General features: G+C 71.8%; 17 protein-coding genes, 1 tRNA gene and 1 pseudogene. 8 read left to right on the forward strand and 11 right to left on the reverse strand.

Going from position 1 to position 15252, the window contains the following annotated elements:
• Positions 1–230: 230 nt before the first annotated feature.
• The 3 genes from ABZU46_RS17260 to ABZU46_RS17270 all read left to right on the forward strand — a co-directional run bounded on the left by ABZU46_RS17260 (position 231) and on the right by ABZU46_RS17270 (position 3516).
• Positions 231–602 carry an SCP2 sterol-binding domain-containing protein gene (locus ABZU46_RS17260; protein WP_354858743.1) on the forward strand — a complete coding sequence of 124 codons (372 nt, stop codon included), beginning with the start codon at positions 231–233 and terminating at the stop codon, positions 600–602.
• Positions 602–2662, forward strand: a complete 2061-nt coding sequence (locus ABZU46_RS17265) for a glycogen debranching N-terminal domain-containing protein (protein WP_354858745.1) — start codon at positions 602–604, stop codon at positions 2660–2662. Before ABZU46_RS17260 ends, ABZU46_RS17265 begins: the two co-directional genes overlap by 1 nt.
• Positions 2663–2763: 101 nt before the next feature.
• Complete coding sequence (locus tag ABZU46_RS17270; RefSeq protein ID WP_354858746.1) at positions 2764–3516, forward strand: lysophospholipid acyltransferase family protein; 753 nt, start codon at positions 2764–2766, stop codon at positions 3514–3516.
• A gap of 31 nt (positions 3517–3547) precedes the next feature.
• Here the strand turns inward: ABZU46_RS17270 and ABZU46_RS17275 are convergent, their stop codons facing one another.
• The 5 genes from ABZU46_RS17275 to ABZU46_RS17295 form a co-directional block, all read right to left on the reverse strand.
• Complete coding sequence (locus ABZU46_RS17275) at positions 3548–4261, reverse strand: hypothetical protein (RefSeq protein WP_354858748.1); 714 nt, start codon at positions 4259–4261, stop codon at positions 3548–3550.
• A 71-nt stretch (positions 4262–4332) separates the two neighbouring features.
• Positions 4333–5046 (reverse strand): response regulator transcription factor, encoded by a 714-nt coding sequence (locus ABZU46_RS17280; protein WP_354858750.1) that lies wholly within the window; start codon positions 5044–5046, stop codon positions 4333–4335.
• Positions 5019–6128 carry a hypothetical protein gene (locus ABZU46_RS17285; protein WP_354858816.1) on the reverse strand — a complete coding sequence of 370 codons (1110 nt, stop codon included), beginning with the start codon at positions 6126–6128 and terminating at the stop codon, positions 5019–5021. The genes ABZU46_RS17280 and ABZU46_RS17285 overlap by 28 nt, the downstream gene beginning before the upstream one ends.
• Positions 6129–6225: 97 nt before the next feature.
• Positions 6226–7404, reverse strand: a complete 1179-nt coding sequence (locus tag ABZU46_RS17290) for an ATP-binding protein (RefSeq protein WP_354858752.1) — start codon at positions 7402–7404, stop codon at positions 6226–6228.
• 118 nt (positions 7405–7522) lie between these two features.
• Positions 7523–7918: a VOC family protein gene (locus ABZU46_RS17295; protein ID WP_354858755.1), complete on the reverse strand. Its 396-nt coding sequence runs from the start codon at positions 7916–7918 to the stop codon at positions 7523–7525.
• A gap of 128 nt (positions 7919–8046) precedes the next feature.
• Between ABZU46_RS17295 and ABZU46_RS17300 the strand changes: the two genes are divergently transcribed.
• Entirely contained in the window at positions 8047–9066 is a 1020-nt protein-coding gene (locus tag ABZU46_RS17300; RefSeq protein ID WP_354858757.1) for a hypothetical protein, read from the forward strand.
• A gap of 24 nt (positions 9067–9090) precedes the next feature.
• Here the strand turns inward: ABZU46_RS17300 and ABZU46_RS17305 are convergent, their stop codons facing one another.
• The 3 genes from ABZU46_RS17305 to ABZU46_RS17315 form a co-directional block, all read right to left on the reverse strand.
• A complete protein-coding gene (locus ABZU46_RS17305) occupies positions 9091–9984 on the reverse strand; it encodes a septum formation family protein (protein WP_354858759.1) in 894 nt (297 codons plus the stop codon).
• A gap of 175 nt (positions 9985–10159) precedes the next feature.
• On the reverse strand, positions 10160–10540 hold the full coding sequence (locus tag ABZU46_RS17310) for a VOC family protein (RefSeq protein WP_354858818.1): 381 nt from the start codon (positions 10538–10540) through the stop codon (positions 10160–10162).
• A gap of 100 nt (positions 10541–10640) precedes the next feature.
• Complete coding sequence (locus ABZU46_RS17315) at positions 10641–11144, reverse strand: hypothetical protein (RefSeq protein ID WP_354858762.1); 504 nt, start codon at positions 11142–11144, stop codon at positions 10641–10643.
• Positions 11145–11319: 175 nt separating this feature from the next.
• Between ABZU46_RS17315 and ABZU46_RS17320 the strand changes: the two genes are divergently transcribed.
• The 3 genes from ABZU46_RS17320 (at position 11320) to ABZU46_RS17330 (ending at position 12877) form a co-directional block, all read left to right on the forward strand.
• A complete protein-coding gene (locus tag ABZU46_RS17320; RefSeq protein ID WP_354858764.1) occupies positions 11320–11553 on the forward strand; it encodes a GntR family transcriptional regulator in 234 nt (77 codons plus the stop codon).
• Positions 11554–11634: 81 nt separating this feature from the next.
• Positions 11635–12000 carry a hypothetical protein gene (locus tag ABZU46_RS17325; protein WP_354858767.1) on the forward strand — a complete coding sequence of 122 codons (366 nt, stop codon included), beginning with the start codon at positions 11635–11637 and terminating at the stop codon, positions 11998–12000.
• A 187-nt stretch (positions 12001–12187) separates the two neighbouring features.
• Positions 12188–12877 (forward strand): alpha/beta fold hydrolase, encoded by a 690-nt coding sequence (locus ABZU46_RS17330; RefSeq protein ID WP_354858769.1) that lies wholly within the window; start codon positions 12188–12190, stop codon positions 12875–12877.
• 174 nt (positions 12878–13051) lie between these two features.
• Here the strand turns inward: ABZU46_RS17330 and ABZU46_RS17335 are convergent, their stop codons facing one another.
• The 3 genes and pseudogenes from ABZU46_RS17335 to ABZU46_RS17345 form a co-directional block, all read right to left on the reverse strand.
• On the reverse strand, positions 13052–13597 hold the full coding sequence (locus ABZU46_RS17335) for a GNAT family N-acetyltransferase (protein ID WP_354858772.1): 546 nt from the start codon (positions 13595–13597) through the stop codon (positions 13052–13054).
• Between the two features lie 135 nt (positions 13598–13732).
• A pseudogene (locus ABZU46_RS17340) lies at positions 13733–14128 on the reverse strand (site-specific integrase); the annotation flags it as partial.
• 188 nt (positions 14129–14316) lie between these two features.
• A tRNA-Arg gene (locus ABZU46_RS17345) sits at positions 14317–14389 on the reverse strand.
• Positions 14390–14547: 158 nt separating this feature from the next.
• On the opposite strand from ABZU46_RS17345, the gene ABZU46_RS17350 reads away from it, so the two are divergent.
• Positions 14548–15243: a hypothetical protein gene (locus tag ABZU46_RS17350; RefSeq protein ID WP_354858774.1), complete on the forward strand. Its 696-nt coding sequence runs from the start codon at positions 14548–14550 to the stop codon at positions 15241–15243.
• Positions 15244–15252: the final 9 nt, after the last annotated feature.

The following is a 15252-nucleotide window of genomic DNA, read 5'->3' on the forward strand; positions in this document are numbered from 1 at the left end:
TAGATCTTATTCCCGCGAACGAGCCCCCGCACCCCCCCCACCACCCCCCCCCCCCCCCCCCCCCCGGGGGGGGGGGGGGGGGGGGGGGGGGGGGGGCGCACCCGATTCGGGCGAGGTTGGGCCTGCGCGGTGGGGGGACCCGTGCGGGACGTGCAACGCCGGCCGTGCGCGCGACGCGGGCGCGCCGGGTGGGATCCCGGGCCCGGCCAACTGGGGGAGGAGTGGACCCGATGGTGGACGCGACCACGAGGTTCTTCGAGGACCTGGACCGGCGGGGGTACGAGCCTCTGCTGGCGAAGACCTCCGGGACACTGCGGATCGATCTGCACGAGGGGGCGCAGACCCGGCACTGGCTGCTCGCGATCGACCACGGGCGACTGAACGTGAGCCAGGAGGACCGGGAGGCCGACACGGTGATCGGCGCGAGCCCGATGCTGTTCGACGAGATCGCGGCCGGCCGTGAGCACGGTCTGGCCGCCCTGTTGCGCGGGGACATGACGGTATCGGGGGACGCCCGGCTGGTGGTGCAGGTGGAGCGAATCTTCCCCGGGTCGCCGGACGCCCGTGGGCCGCGTCGCCGCTTCGCTGAGGAGGCGCGCTGATGGGCCAGAGCAACACGATCCGGATCCTGGACGGCAACACGTTCGTCGTCTGTGAGGACACCGGTGACATCGAGGCGACGCCGAGTGAGCCGACCGGGCTCTTCTCCATCGACACCCGGTTCCTGTCCACGTGGGTGCTGAGCGTGAACGGCGAACGCCTCAACTCGCTGTCGTACGACGACCTGCAGTACTTCGAGTCGCGGTTCTTCCTGGTGCCGGGGATGGCCACGCACTACGTGGACGCGAAGTTGTCGATCATCCGGGAGCGTGCGGTCGGCGGCAGCTTCCGGGAGCAGCTCACCATCCTCAACCACGACGAGAAGCCGGTCGACCTCGAAGTCCGGATGGACGCGGCGTCCGACTTCGCCGACCTGTTCCAGGTCAAGGACGAGATCCTGAACAAGAAGGGCGAGATCTACACCGAGGTGGAGTCGGACAAGCTGCGCCTGGGCTACCGCCGGGGCAACTTCCGGCGCGAGACGATCATTTCCTCGTCGATATCGGCGCGGTACGACAGCCGGGGCTTCGCGTACACCGTCCACCTGGAGCCCAACGAGCAGTGGGAAGCGGCGATCGACGTGCAGACGCACGCCGTCGGCCCCGGCGGCCGGGACCTGCGTCTCGGGCTACGAGTGCACGGCGGCGAGCGGCTGGCCCTGCAACATGACCTGGAGCAGTGGATCGCGGAAGCACCGAAGGTCAACAGTCAGCACGGCCGGGTGGCCAGCACGTACCGGCGCAGCCTGATCGACCTGGCGGCGCTGCGCTTCTCGCCGCTGTCGCTGGGCGGCGCCACCCTGCCGGCCGCCGGCCTGCCCTGGTTCATGACCATGTTCGGCCGGGACAGCATCCTCACCTGCCTGCAGACCCTGCCGTTCACCCCGCAGTTGTCGAAGACGACGCTGCGCATCCTGGCGTCGCTGCAGGGCAGCCGGTTCGACGACTTCCGGGACGAGGACCCGGGGCGGATCCTGCACGAGATGCGCTACGGCGAGACCGCGGCCTTCGAGGAGCAGCCGCACTCGCCGTACTACGGCTCGGTGGACGCGACGCCGCTGTTCCTCGTGCTGCTCGACGAGTACGAGCGGTGGAGCGGGGACGTCGCGCTGGTCAAGGAGTTGGAGCAGGAGTCCCGGGCGGCGCTGCGGTGGATCGACAGCTACGCCGACCTGGTCGGCAACGGCTACATCTGGTACGAGCGGCGCAACACCGAAACCGGCCTGGAGAACCAGTGCTGGAAGGACTCCTGGGACTCGATCTCCTACTCCGACGGCACCCTGCCCCCGTTCCCGCGGGCGACCTGCGAGGTGCAGGGGTATGCGTACGACGCGAAGGTCCGCGCGGCGCGGATGGCCCGCGAGTTCTGGGGTGACCCGGAGTTCGCCAACCAGTTGGAGCGGGAGGCGGCGGAGCTGAAGGAGCGGTTCAACCGGGACTGGTGGGTGGCCGACGGCGAGTACTACGCGCTGGCCCTGGACCCGGACGGCCGCCAGTGCGACGTCCTCAGCTCCAACATCGGCCATCTGCTCTGGAGCGGGATCGTCCTCCCCGAGCGCGCGGAGAAGGTGGCGGCGCACCTGGTCGGGCCGCGACTGTTCTCCGGCTGGGGGGTGCGGACCCTCGCCGAGGGGGAGACGCGGTACAACCCGATCGGCTACCACAACGGCACGATCTGGCCGTTCGACAACTCCTTCATCGCCTGGGGCCTGCGCCGGTACGGCTTCGCCGAGGAGGCCGCCACCATCGCCAACGGCATCCTGGACGCGGCCACCTACTTCGACGGGCGGCTACCGGAGGCGTTCGGCGGCTACCCGCGGGAGCTGACGAAGTTCCCGGTGGAGTATCCGACGGCGTGCAGCCCGCAGGCCTGGTCGACGGGTACGCCGCTGCTGTTGCTGCGCACCATGCTCGGCCTCGAACCGCACGAGGGGCACCTGGCGGTGGAACCACGGTTGCCGGTCGGGATGGGCCGGATCGAGGTGCTGGACATCCCGGGTCGTTGGGGTCGGGTGGACGCCTTCGCCCGCGGCCGGCTCGATCTGAACAGCCTCGCCGACTGAGCCAGGACCGGCGGACCGGCGGACCGGCGGCGGCGCGCCACCCGCGTCGCCGCCGGGCCGCCGCCCAGGCGATCCCCAGCCGGGCAGGGTAGATTCTGCGGATGCCGGAGCTCGTTTACCCGCCCGTTATCGCCGCCGCCAAGACAATGTTCCGGGTCCTCGACCTGAAGATCACCATCGAGGGCGCTCACCACGTACCCCGCACCGGCGGGGCGGTGTTGGCCAGCAACCACGTCAGCTACCTCGACTTCATCTTCGCCGGGCTGGGTGCGAACGCGTCGGGTCGGCTGGTGCGGTTCATGGCCAAGCAGTCGGTCTTCACGCACCGGATCTCCGGCCCGCTGATGCGCGGCATGCGCCACATCCCGGTGGACCGGCAGGCCGGCGCCGCCTCGTTCCGCTCGGCGGTCGACGCGCTCAAGCGCGGCGAGGTGGTGGGCGTCTTCCCGGAGGCCACGATCAGCCGGTCGTTCACGGTCAAGGAACTCAAGAGCGGCACCGTGCGGATGGCCCGTTCGGCGAAGGTGCCGGTGCTGCCGGTCGCGCTGTGGGGCACCCAGCGGCTCTGGACGAAGGGCCGCCCGCGCACCCTCACCCGCCGGCACACACCCATCACCATCCTGATCGGCGAGCCGATCCACCCGGCGGACTTCCCGGACCCGAACGTGCTGGCCGCCGAGCTGACCACCCGGCTGAGCGCGCTCGTCGAGCGGGCCCAGCGCGAGTACCCGGACGCGCCGGCCGGCCCGGAGGACACCTGGTGGCTCCCGGCGCACCTCGGTGGCACCGCGCCGACCCCGGAGGAGGCCGCCGCGCTGGACGCCGTCGGCGAGGAGCGCACCCCGAGCGTCTGAGAATGATCAAGACCGGCCGCGCGGACCGGCTTCACCAACGCCCGGACGCCGCGCCGCCTGCGAAACCGTCCCAGGAGGTCGGCTCCGGTCCCGAGCGGTAGTAGTCGTCGCGGGAGCGGAACTCCACCGGCAGCGAGCCGGGCAGGGTGATCCGGGTTTCCCCGGCGGACAGCGCGGGGCCGGCCCGCAGCAGCAGAACGTCGCGCTCCTGTGCGGAGAGGTCCACGAGTTGCGGGCGGGTGAGCCGGAACATGGCCACCGCCCGGCGCACCTGCCGGGCCAGCGCGATGATCTCACCCGGTGACCCGCCGAGGGCCAGCGCCGGCTGCTGGATGGTGCGCAACGCGTCGCAGACGATCATGAGCTGCGCCGGATCGGTGCGGGGAAGCTCCAGCCGGGACGGCCACTGCCAGCGGATCTGGCCGGTCATCAGACCGGTCAACCGCCCCGCCGGCCGGGACCGCGGGGTGTCGTCGTCGACCAGGGACAGCTGCGAGCCGGTGCCCACCCAGCAGATCCGCTGGTCGGTGACGGTCACCGAGACCGGCCCGGGAAGCTGCCAGCCGCGTCGTGTCTCGGTCGGCCCGAGCAGGTAGCCGGCGACGAGCAGCCGGTGTCTGCCGAGCACCTTCTCGCCGGGCAGCGGGCGCATGTCGTAACGCCGGTCGAGGGTCGGGCCCACGTCGTCGTCCGGCGCGTCGAACCGGTGTGGGCCGATGAAAAAGGGGGACGCGTCGGCGTGCATCGTCACGACCTCCCGGTCAGCTGGCTGTGGGTTGAGCCTGGCCGATGCGCCGGCCGCTGTCATGACGCCCGTTAGGGGGTCGGCCGGTCGTGCGTCGCCTGTGACCGGTAGATGCCGATCTCCTCCGGGCGGACGAGCCCGTCCTCGATCGCACGGGCGAGCAGAGCGGCCTTTGTGGCTGCCGGCCGCCCCGCCCGGGTGTACTTGATCCGCGCGCGGTCCACATACTGCTTCACCGTGTGCTCGCTGATCTGCATGCGACGGGCCACCGACGCCTTCGACATCGACTGGAACCAGAGCAGCAGCGCCTCACGCTCCTTGTCGGACAGCATCGGCCGGTCCGGCCTCGGGTCGCCGACCATCGCGCCGGCGAGCGCCGGCGGCACGTACGGGCGGTCGCTCGCCGCGGCCAACACGGTCGCCACGCAGTGCTCCCGGCCCTCGTGCTTGGCAAGGAAAGCCACCGCCCCGGCGTCCAGCGCGGCGAGCATCGTCTCCGGGTCGGTGTGCTCCGAGTAGACCACCACCCGTCGCCCGGTGGCACTCAACTCGGCCAGCTTGTCCAGCGCCATCCGGCCGTGCAGCCGCAGGTCGAGCAGGACGACGTCGGCGTCCGGCGCAGCCCGCAGCACCTCGTCCGGGTCGTCCCCGGTGGCCAGCACGGTCAGTCGCGGCTCGCTGGCGAGCCAGGCGCGCACTCCCTCGACGACCACCGGGTGGTCGTCGACGATCGACACCCCGACCAGCCGGTCACCGGTCACCCCAACCACCGGGTCTGCGCCCATCTGATGTCCCCGTCCCGTTCGTAGAGGTGCTGCACCGGCCCGTCCTCGTGCTCCCCGGGCGGAGGGCCGGTCGCGTCCGGCCCCTCCCGGTCCGGCGTGACCAGACTGACCACCACCTCGCCGGGGCCGGACACCACGGTCAGACGCGCCCACCCCCGGGCGTCGGCGAGCAGGCCGGTGAGCGGGTCGGCCAGCCGGCGGCGGATCTGGACCGGCAGCGGCGGTGGGGTGCCGATGGCGATCAGGTCGATCGGCAGCCCGTTGCGTTCGGCCAGGTCGGCGGCGGCCCGCAGCTCGTGCAGCAACGGGTCGGGCACGTCGTCGGACTCGGCGATCAGGCGGCGCAGCCGGGCCGCGGCCAGCACGCAGCGGCGCTGCGCCTCCGGGTCGTCCGGGGCGATCTCGCCGGCGGCCAGTTCGCCGAGCACCCGTCCGGCCGCCGCGCCGACCAGGGCGAGCCGGTCACGGCGTTCCTGCCGGCCCCGCTCGGCGGCCGCCCGCTCGGCGGAGAGCGTGTGCAGCGTGGCAGCCGCGGCGGCCCGGTCCCGGGCCAGGCCGACGATCACCGCGCTGCCGACGAAGACCGCCACCGGCAGCGAGAAGGTGCCGTAGACGTACATGGTGTAGCGGGCCAGGTCGGCCGGGCCGGGGCCGTGCGCGAGGACGGCGGCGAGCGCGATCAACGCGTGCGTGGTCAGCAGCGCGACCAGACCGCTGACCCGCCGACCCCACAGCGCCAGCACGAAGAACCAGCCGAGCGTGCCCCACACCCAGTTCGCGGCGGCGAACAGTTGCCGTTCGCCGACCGCGGCGAAGACGGCCGCGTCGACGGCGAGCAGCAGCCCGGCGAGCGGCCAGGGCGGCAGCGGCGCGCCCCGCAGCAGCCGGACGCCGGCCACCGCCCCGGTCACGGCGACCAGGATCCAACCGCCGAGCACCACCGTCGGCGCGGTGAACTGGGTCCGCGTCGCCAGCACCGCCGGCAGTCCGATCGCGACATGCCAGGCCAGCGCGATGGCGACGGCGACGATCCGGGCACCCCGGTCGGAGGCGTGCGCCACCGCGGCCGGCGCGGCGAGCACCGCGGGCTCGGGCGGCGTGGGCCCGTCGGCCGGGCCGGGCGGCGGCCCCGGGATGAGCGCCTCGCGGGTGCGGGTGCGCTCCGCCGAGGCGCCGAGGTCAGCCGACACCGGGCCACTCCAGTCGGATCCGGGTGCCCGCACCGGGCGCGGAGCGCACCTCGGCCCGCCCGCCGACCGCCGCCATCCGACCGTGGATCGACTCGCGCAGCCCGTACCGGTGCGCGGGGACGGTGTCCGGATCGAAGCCGGGGCCGTCGTCGACCACCTCGACCACGACGGAGACCGCGTCGCGGGTCAGCCGCAGTGTGGCCCGCGCGCCCGGCGCGTGCCGGACCACGTTGGACAGTGCCGCGTAGGCGCTCTCGGTGATCGCGTCGGCCACCCCGGCGGGCACCGCGCAGGAGGCCAGCTCCAGGCCCACCGCCAGTTCGGGCAGCCGGTCGGGCACCGTCCGCAACCGACCGTCGAGGGGAACCGGGCCGTCGCCGGGCACCGGGCCGAGGTCGGTCAACGCGACGAGAGTACGCAGGTCGGCGGCGCACCGGTCGCGGAACGCGGCCGACGGGCCGGCCACCGCGCCGAGCCCCACCATGGTCAGCGTGCCGAGCACGGTGTCGTGCAGGTCCCGATTCTGCTGGCGCTCCGCCTCCCGGGCGGCCCGGGCGACCAACGCCTCCCGGGTCAACCGCTGGTGCTCGGCGAACGCCCGGTCGGCCCGCCCCATCCGGCGGCGCATCACCGCCGTCATCATCGCCGTGCAGGCCGTCTGCACCAGCAGGGTGGCGGCGTGCGCCCGGGCCTCGGCGGGGTTGCCGGCCGCCTGCGTGCCCACCACGTAGGTGGCGGTGACCAGCAGCCCGGCCGGGACGGACCAGCGGGCCGGTGCGGTGGCCTGCGCGTTGATCACCGTGGTGCTGGCGAGCACCGCGATCCAACTGCCCTCGCCGGGCAGCACCTCGGGCGCCACCAGGCGAGGGATGAGCAGGCAGGCCAGCGCGGTGAGCCCGACGTCACCGGCGACCAGTGCCGGGGTGATCCCGTGGCGCACTGCGCGGCCGGCGTACCAGAGCGACCAGCCGGTGAGCGCGGCCACGCCGGGCAGCAGCAGGGCCTCATCGACCGGCGGGGTACGCACCGACAGCGCCACGGCGGCGCCGACCAACCCGCACGTCAGCCGCAGCAGCGCCGGAAATGTGGTGAAGATGAGACTCAACGCCCCGCCGGCCGGGCTGTCCAGGACGGGCGGTGGCACGGTCGGGGCGGCAGTCGCCGGCATCGGGAGCTGTCCTTCCGACAACGACCCGGTCCGGGTCCGCGCGGCAGAGATCGACATCGGAGAATAGCATGGCGGACGGTGAGCGTTCACCCACCGTGCGCATGGTGTCGCCTTATCGTCACTCTGCGCTGCGGGGCTGGATCAGGTCCCACCGATTGCCGTACAGATCGACGAAGACCGCCACCGAGCCGTACGCCTCGTGCCGTGGCTCCTCCAGGAACCGCACCCCGGCCGCGACCATCCGGGCGTGGTCCCGGGCGAAGTCCTCGGTGTGCAGGAACAGCCCGACCCGGCCGCCGGTCTGGTCGCCCACCCGCGCCTGCTGCTCGGCGCTGCTCGGTCGGGCCAGCAGCAGCGACGTCTCCCGGGCCCCCACCGGGCGCACCACCACCCAGCGCGAGCCGTCCGGGCGGGCGGTGTCCTCCACCAGCTCGAAGCCGAGGCCGCCCACGTAGAAGTCGATCGCCTCGTCGTACTCGCGTACCAGTACCGCGACCAGTCCCAGATGTGCCATCGGGCCATCATGCCGACGGATGCGCCGACCCCGGCGGGCGGCGTCGCCCATGGTCGGCGACGTCACGCGGGAACCCCGCCGGACGGCCGCCCGTCTCATCCGGCGGCGGTAGAGAGGTGGTGAGCGGGATGCGCTCGGGCGGAACGACACTGGTGGCGGCGCTGCTCGGCGTGGGGTTGTGCGGGCTGGTAATGGCAGGCTGCGCGGGCACGGTCAACACGCCGAACGATCCCGGCCCGGCCGAGATCGTCGAGAAGTGGACCTCCTGCGCCCAGGTCGCGCCGCAGGCAGGCGTCGTGCTGCCCGTACCGCCAGGGTCGGACGGGCCCGCGGCGCCGATGCCGGCCGGGGTCGAGCCGCGCGTCGGACGGATCGACCCGGCGTTCACCCCGGTCGCTGCAGTGCTGTGCGGCCGCGACGTCGTGCCGGGGGCCGCTGGTGGCCGGGAGGAGGTGGCCACCGAGCGCCGCGCCGGCGACATCGGCCCGCTGGTCGCCGCGCTGGGACTGGCCGACGAGGAACGGGGTCGGGGGGACATCGCCTGCACGGCCGACATGCTCGTCCCACCCTGGCTGGCGCTGCTCGACGACAAGGGTCGGTGGCTGCGGCCGTACCTGCCGACGGACTCCTGCGGCAAGCCGCGCCCGGAGGTGCGCGCGGCGTTGGACGGGCTGCGCCCGACCACTGTCGACAGCCGTACCGTCGGGCAGGTCGAATCGTCGGCGGCCGAGACCGCCGGCTGTGAGCAGCGGTGGTCCGACATGGTGTGGGTGGAGACCACCCTCGGTCGTCCCGGACGTGTCGTGCCCGGCGCGAGTCCGAAGGCCGGGCCGCTGCGCCTCTGCGTCTACGAGGTGCCGCCGTCCGAGCGGGGCGGCGGCAAACCGGCAGGTGACTTCGTGTACGGCGGGCCGCTGCCACCCGAGCGGCAGGCGAAGGTGCTCCCGGCGCTGGCCACCACCCGGCCGGCGGCCGACTGTGCCACCCCGGCGTCCCGCTTCGCGGTGCTCCGGTCCCTGGACGGCGGTGGGCCCGAGTGGTACGTCGAACTCGACGCCTGCCGGCGCTTCCTGGTCGTGGCACCACCCGGTGGGACGCAACTCGGGCAGGGTGACGCCGCGTTGGCGGCGCTGTTGGGGCCGGTCTGAGCGTGCGCCGATCTTCGGTGGGGCTCAGCCCACCGGCAGCGCCTTCGTGCCACCGCCGGCGATCGAGCGCTTGACGTTGGTGCCGCCGGACCAGAAGTAGCAGCGCACACCCCGGTCGCCGCGCGCCCACAGCTCCTGCGAGGGGAAGCGGTACGCGGTGCCGGTGCGGTAGCGCAGGTTGGCGTCGACGGGCACCTTGGCGTAGCGGGCGACCAGCGTACGACAGGCGGGGTGGACCGCGTCCTCGTCGCGCACGGCGTCGGCGTAGGAGCGATCCGGGGCGGTCCAGACGCCGACGAACTCGTACTGGTGCCCGGCCGTGCAGGCGGCCGGCCGCAGTCGGCCCCACTCGTCCTCGTTCATGCAGCCGTACGTCAGCGGCGAACGGCTGCCGACCGCGTTGCGCAGCGTCCCGGACCGGTGGATGGCCCGGTCGGAGTCGCCGTTGGCGCCGTCCACCTCGTCCAGCTCGAAGATGTCGCACCGGTAGGAGCGGCTGCCACCCGCCCACCCGTCCGGCGAGGTCGGCGCGACCTGGACGGAGAGCCGCGCGGTGCGCCAGTCCCCGCCGACGAACTCCTTGGCCCGGGTGTCGCAGTCGGCGAAGACGCCACGCATGGCCGCCGACTCCACGGTGGGTGGGGTGCTGCGCGCGGCCAGGGCGCCGGTGAAGATGCCGACGTGGAACGTCTCGACCAGGTGGGTCTTCGCGCAGTCGACGGGGGAGTAGCTGCTCAGGTACGAGCTCGCCTCGGGGATGACGTGGCACTCGCCAGCCTTCGGGGTGAACTGCTGCGCCGCCGCCATCGGTCGCCAGTCGTCGGACAGGTCACCGTCCGTGCCGGCCGGCGTGCCGCAGCCCGCCAATGCCACCGTGAGGAACGCAGCCGCGAGCGCTGCCCTGCCGTACCGTCGCATGTGATTCTCCCCGTGGCCCCCGTGTGGACGCGCGCAGCATATGGCACCGGCGCGACGGCTCGGCACCCGCTTCCGGTGCGGGTTCGATCCGCTGTTCGCTCTCTCCGACAAGCCACTCGGACCCGCGGGCGCAACAGGCTCTCCGGCCTTCATGCGGTGCGCCCAGGCGGAGTCGTCAGAGGTGCTGGACGATCTGGATCGGGTTGCCGTCCGGGTCGGCCGTCCACGCGATCAGCAGGCGGTCGAGCCACCGGTGCGGCGCGGCCAGGGCGGGGGCGCCGTCCGCCGTGAGGGCGGCGTACGCGCCAGCGGTGTCATCGGTCCAGAGGATCACCGCGGCCCGCTGACCCTGCGGCACGGGGTCGAGCCCGTGATCGTCGCGAGTGGAGGCCACCGAGGCGATGCCGATCTTGTAGCCGTCGAGCGCGAGATCGATGTGGATCGGCTCGCCCTCGGTCGGCACCCGGAAGGTCTCGGTGAAGCCGAGACCGGCGTAGAACTCGGCGGCGCGGGGGACGTCCTCGCTGAAGAGGATCACCTGAGGAGTCCGGAACATCGACACGCGGCGACGTTATCAGCAGAGGCGCTGCGCGCGAGCCCGCCCGAAGACATGCACCGTGCACTTCTTGCCGAGCATGGATCTCGGCTGATCCGCGTCAGCGCCCTGCCCTGGTCAGGTCGAGCAGATGAGCCAGGCGGTACCGCAACACCCGCGTCTGCCGGACCGAGAGGAGCAGCCGGGTTGCCGCGCTGTCCTCCAGGCGCACCATCGGCTCAGCAGCCTCGTGCAGGGCCTGCACCAGGACCGCTTGCACGGTGACCACCTCCGGCCGGTCGGTGCCCACGCCGAGGATGCGGGAATGGTGCTGACCTCGACGCTCGCAGTCGTCCCGGTCGCACCAACGTGGGTGCGCCAGCTCGGTCGGCGCGTCGGCAAGGGTGCCGGTCGGGAAGACGAACACATGCCCGCAGGACCGCTCGACGTCCGGTGCCATGCCGATCAGGTGCGCCTCCAACCCGGCGCGGGCGACGGCTGCGGTCGCGCGGATGGTGTGGTCGACACAGGTGTACGCGCAAGCGTCCAAAGAGTCCGCTGAGTACAGCTCGATGCGGATCGTCGCGGGTTCTGGGCAGGCGGGCAGGGTGGGTAGGGTGCTCACGGGTCGCCTCCTTGCTAGGCGATCAAGGCCCTCGATCGGCGTGGCTGCGCCGGTCGAGGGCCGTCTTTGTTTGACCCTCACAAACGTACAGGTTCTAGACGTCTAGCTGCTAGACGTCTAGAGACTGGACATCCCTGAACACGTACAGATCATGTGCGTGTCTACGCTGCCGCCCATGACGAGCCCGCTCAACAACATGCCGCTATATCGGCAGTTGGCTGACCTGCTCGCTAAGCAGATCGAAGAGGGCAAGCTCCGCCCGGGACAACCGTTGCCGAGCGAACTCCACTTGCAGCAGACGTACGGCGTGGCCCGAGGAACCGTCCGCATGGCGATGCGCGAGCTGCGCGACCGTGGCCTGGTCGTCACCGTGCACGCGCGAGGCACCTTCGTAGCCGAGCAAGGCTGACCCGCCCGCGGCATCAAGGCCCACCCACTTCGCAGGCCCGCCCCGGTTGCGGCTGGACTTTGTACTTGAGGGGGTGGTGGTGTGGACCGTTTTGAGGGCCGCTGCTGGTTGGACTGGTGGGCCAACAGCTCGTTCCTGCTCGGCAGCGTCGAAGTCGCCGTCGTGATCACCACCAGCAACACCGGCTGGGACGCTCATGACCACCTCGTCAGCGATACCGACGAGGACCGCGACGGCTTCGCGTTCCTGTGCGACCAGGATCCCGTCTTCATGCTGCGCTTCGAAGACGACAGCATCGTCGCCGTCACCGTCCACCGCAATGACGACCACCGCCGGTTCACGCTCACCGAGTACACGGGGTCTGCACGTCGGTCAGTCGAGCATCACGTCGATCTAACCCGAATCCGACCTGAGCCCATCTACGAACAATCCTCCGACTCTTCCTAGGCCCCTCCGCTCACCATCAGCCAAGACGGGATGGCCAAGCATCAACCGCCACTTCCCGACGAAGGAGGCCCTGTTCGCGGTTGTCCTGCTTGATCGCATGGCGTCGCTCGGCGCTCGGCGGACGCCCTCGCGGGGACGGAGGAGCCGAGGGCTGTACGGATGGCTGCAGAGCCACCAGGATGCGATTGTGCTCGCCGAACCAACGATGCTCCTCGTCCACAGCCCGCTCCTCACCTCAGCGACATGGGACGCCCTGCGGTCGCATCTCGAAGCGGCGGGGTGGCGTGTGGCAGTGCTGGATCTTCGCCCCCTCGTCGAGTCGACGTCCTTTCATGCGGCGGTCTGCACAGCCGCTGCCACCGTCACTCCCGGTGCGCCCACCGTCGTCGTCGGCCACAGCCGCGCGGGCGCTTACCTGCCGGGCATCGCCGACGCGGTCGGCAGTGACCAGCTCGACGTCGTCTTCATGGATGCCCGCCTGCCGCATCCGGGCACGAGTTGGGTCGGATCACTGCCGGCGGAACGGGCCACCTGGCTGCGAGAGATTGCGGTGTCGGGCCGGCTGCCACGGTGGGACACCTGGTTCCCCACGGCATCCCTGGCCGACGTCCTGCCCGACCCCGAACAGCGGCGATCGGTGCTGGACGGCATACCCGAACTGCCGTGGCAGGTCGTCTCCGAGGTGCTGCCCACGCCGGGCGAGGCATGGGACTCCGCCGGACACATCTACCTCCAGCTGAGCGCGGCGTACCAGTCCACGGCAGAGCAGGCGGAAGAACGTGGATACCGGGTCCGGAGCCTGGACGCCCATCACCTGGCGATGGTCACGCACCCCGCAGCGGTGACGGATCTGCTCCTGTCGGCATTGCAGCCCTAGGCGGCAATTGCTCAACCCAGCACGAAGCCGTCGAACTGCGATGTGGTGGGTGCGCCCCGGCAGGATTCGAACCTGCGGCCTTGGGATTAGAAGAAGATCGCGGATGGCTGTACAGCCAAGCCAGAGGGCGTTGGCACGCTGATGGCACATGGCTGCTGCCGGGAGAGACCTCGCCTACGTCTGGGAGACCACATCCGCACGCTTGCGGTACAGCACGCAACGGCGCAAGGGGCCCTCGTCCACATCGGGGTCGTCAAAGTCCTCGGCGGGGTCCGTGGTCATGCCGATCCGGCGCATCACCGCCTGCGAACGCAGGTTCGCCTTGGTGGTTACCGCCAGGATTTCGGTCAGCCCGACCTTGTCAAAGCCGTATCGCAGCACCGCCAGCGCCGCCTCCGTGGCGTACCCGTGCCCCCAAGCCGACCGGGACAGTCGCCAGCCAGCCTCCACGCCGGTGAACGGCATGCCCTCGTCCACAACGTCCAGGCCGGCGAACCCGACGAATTGCCTTGTGTCGCGGACCTCCACGGCCCAGAAGCCAAACCCATTCCGGTCTAGATCTTCCTGGAAGCTGCGCATCGAGGCCGCGCCCTGCTCCGGACTAAGTAGCGGCCCGAGATGTTCTCGGACCTCCGGGTCGGCGTTCATGGCCGTCCACGGCGACAGGTCGGAGTCCCGCCAGTTCCGCAGGATAAGCCGCTCAGTCTCGATCTCCACCATCCGGCGAACCTAAGCCACCCCGGTGGCGCTCGGCAAAGCGTTATCCGAGCCTGGCCGCCACGTTGCCCCCACCCCCGGATAGGTGCGCCGCCGGACCGCGCGGCTGAGAGCACCACTGAGGATCCAGTGGATTTACCGCACCGACGAAGCGCTGAGCGGCTTGCAGACGTGCGGCCTGCACCTGGCGGTGCAGGTGTGCTCGCCCTCCACACGGTGCTTCACGTACGCCTTGCCGCCGCACCAGTCGCGGCAGCGGCGCAGGCTCGCGTAGAACGACTCCAACGTCTCGGCGTCGAGCCGGTCGACCGGCAGCTTGCCGAGCACCGGCCGGACGTGCTTGTTGAGCTTGTTGACGTAGCCCATGCACGTCGTGGCCTCGATGTCGGCCACCTCAAGCCACCGGTCCAGAAGTTGGTTGAGCGTGGCGCGGGTTCGCGGGTTGCGTCGCTCGTCCACCTGGGCCAGCAGCCGGGTACGCGCCTTCTCGGCTTCCTTGGCGGCGGTGCGGCCGGCGGGGATGACCTCGGTCAGCTAGTGCCGCTTACCGCTGATCGGGTCAACGCCGGCATAGACCTTCACGCGCAGTGACCCACTGGGGAGAGTTTCGATCTCGCCGCGCTGGCGCTTGGCGCGTCCGTTCGAGGCTGTCGCGGGGCCACCGTGGCGCGCTCGCACCACGAATAGCCCCACGCGAGCCGGCCGGAAGAGGGAGGTACCTGTGCGCCCGGCAGGATTCGAACCTGCGGCCTTGGGATTAGAAGTCCCCTGCTCTATCCGCTGAGCTACGGGCGCGCGGTGTGGATGTCGCGCCCAGAGGGTACCGCCGTCCGGCTGCCCGACGACGAAAAGGGTGCCCGCGTCCACGTTGCCGAGCAGGGTCTCACGGAGCGTCCCCGTCCGGCATCCGGGTTCCCACGAAGAGGCCGGGCGTCGGCCCGTACCCTCGGCTGGTGTTGCTGGACCCCGACGCCGAGAGCGGCGTCGCCTACGAGCTGTGCCAGGTCGTCGGCCGCGCCATCCTGCCCTACCGGACGGCCGACGCCTACGGCACCGCCTTCTTCTTCCAGGGCGGCGACGACCCGGTGGGGGAGGCGCTGCTGACGGCGGCCGACCTCGTCGGCCCTGCCGGCGGTGAGCTGGGCCTGCGGGCGAGCGTCACCGAGCCGGCCGGCGTCGCCCCGGACGTCATCGCGGAGGGCGAGATCGCGCCCGGCTGGGCGCGCTTTCCGGGCGACGGGGTCGCGGTGTTGCCGACCGCCGGCCTGCACCGGTACGCCGGCGACGGCGGCTGGCGGTGGCGCGTGCAGCCGGTACCGGCGGGGATCGCCGCCGGGCCCGAGGCCCTCGCCCGCCTCGGTGCCGACGCCAGTTCCGCTTTCGTGCTGGCCCATGGGGTACGCGAGGACGCCTCGCGACCGCTGGAGGTGGGGATCGAGCGCGTGGTCCGCGACGGGGACGACGTGCGGATCACCACGGAACTGCCATCGGGGTACGTCGGTGCGCCCGTCTTCGTCGTGCAGGCCGACGCCACCGGCGACGTCTCGCTGTACTGCCTGGGCCTGGTGCTGCCCGGCGTCGACGGTCACCCGGTGGCGACCTTCGACCGGATCCGGGCCGTCCTGTCGGCCGCGCACGGCGACGCCTGAACCCGGCTC

The organism is Micromonospora sp. NPDC005197 (assembly GCF_040608295.1).
Lineage (GTDB): Bacteria > Actinomycetota > Actinomycetes > Mycobacteriales > Micromonosporaceae > Micromonospora.

What these genes read in the sequence shown, in the direction of transcription:
- ABZU46_RS17260 (WP_354858743.1), top strand. Translation starts at nt 231, where the DNA reads ATGGTGGACGCGACCACGAGGTTCTTCGAGGACCTGGACCGGCGGGGG.
- ABZU46_RS17265 (WP_354858745.1), top strand. Translation starts at nt 602, where the DNA reads ATGGGCCAGAGCAACACGATCCGGATCCTGGACGGCAACACGTTCGTC.
- ABZU46_RS17270 (WP_354858746.1), top strand. Translation starts at nt 2,764, where the DNA reads ATGCCGGAGCTCGTTTACCCGCCCGTTATCGCCGCCGCCAAGACAATG.
- ABZU46_RS17275 (WP_354858748.1), bottom strand. Translation starts at nt 4,261, where the DNA reads ATGCACGCCGACGCGTCCCCCTTTTTCATCGGCCCACACCGGTTCGAC.
- ABZU46_RS17280 (WP_354858750.1), bottom strand. Translation starts at nt 5,046, where the DNA reads ATGGGCGCAGACCCGGTGGTTGGGGTGACCGGTGACCGGCTGGTCGGG.
- ABZU46_RS17290 (WP_354858752.1), bottom strand. Translation starts at nt 7,404, where the DNA reads ATGCCGGCGACTGCCGCCCCGACCGTGCCACCGCCCGTCCTGGACAGC.
- ABZU46_RS17295 (WP_354858755.1), bottom strand. Translation starts at nt 7,918, where the DNA reads ATGGCACATCTGGGACTGGTCGCGGTACTGGTACGCGAGTACGACGAG.
- ABZU46_RS17300 (WP_354858757.1), top strand. Translation starts at nt 8,047, where the DNA reads ATGCGCTCGGGCGGAACGACACTGGTGGCGGCGCTGCTCGGCGTGGGG.
- ABZU46_RS17305 (WP_354858759.1), bottom strand. Translation starts at nt 9,984, where the DNA reads ATGCGACGGTACGGCAGGGCAGCGCTCGCGGCTGCGTTCCTCACGGTG.
- ABZU46_RS17310 (WP_354858818.1), bottom strand. Translation starts at nt 10,540, where the DNA reads ATGTTCCGGACTCCTCAGGTGATCCTCTTCAGCGAGGACGTCCCCCGC.
- ABZU46_RS17320 (WP_354858764.1), top strand. Translation starts at nt 11,320, where the DNA reads ATGACGAGCCCGCTCAACAACATGCCGCTATATCGGCAGTTGGCTGAC.
- ABZU46_RS17335 (WP_354858772.1), bottom strand. Translation starts at nt 13,597, where the DNA reads ATGGTGGAGATCGAGACTGAGCGGCTTATCCTGCGGAACTGGCGGGAC.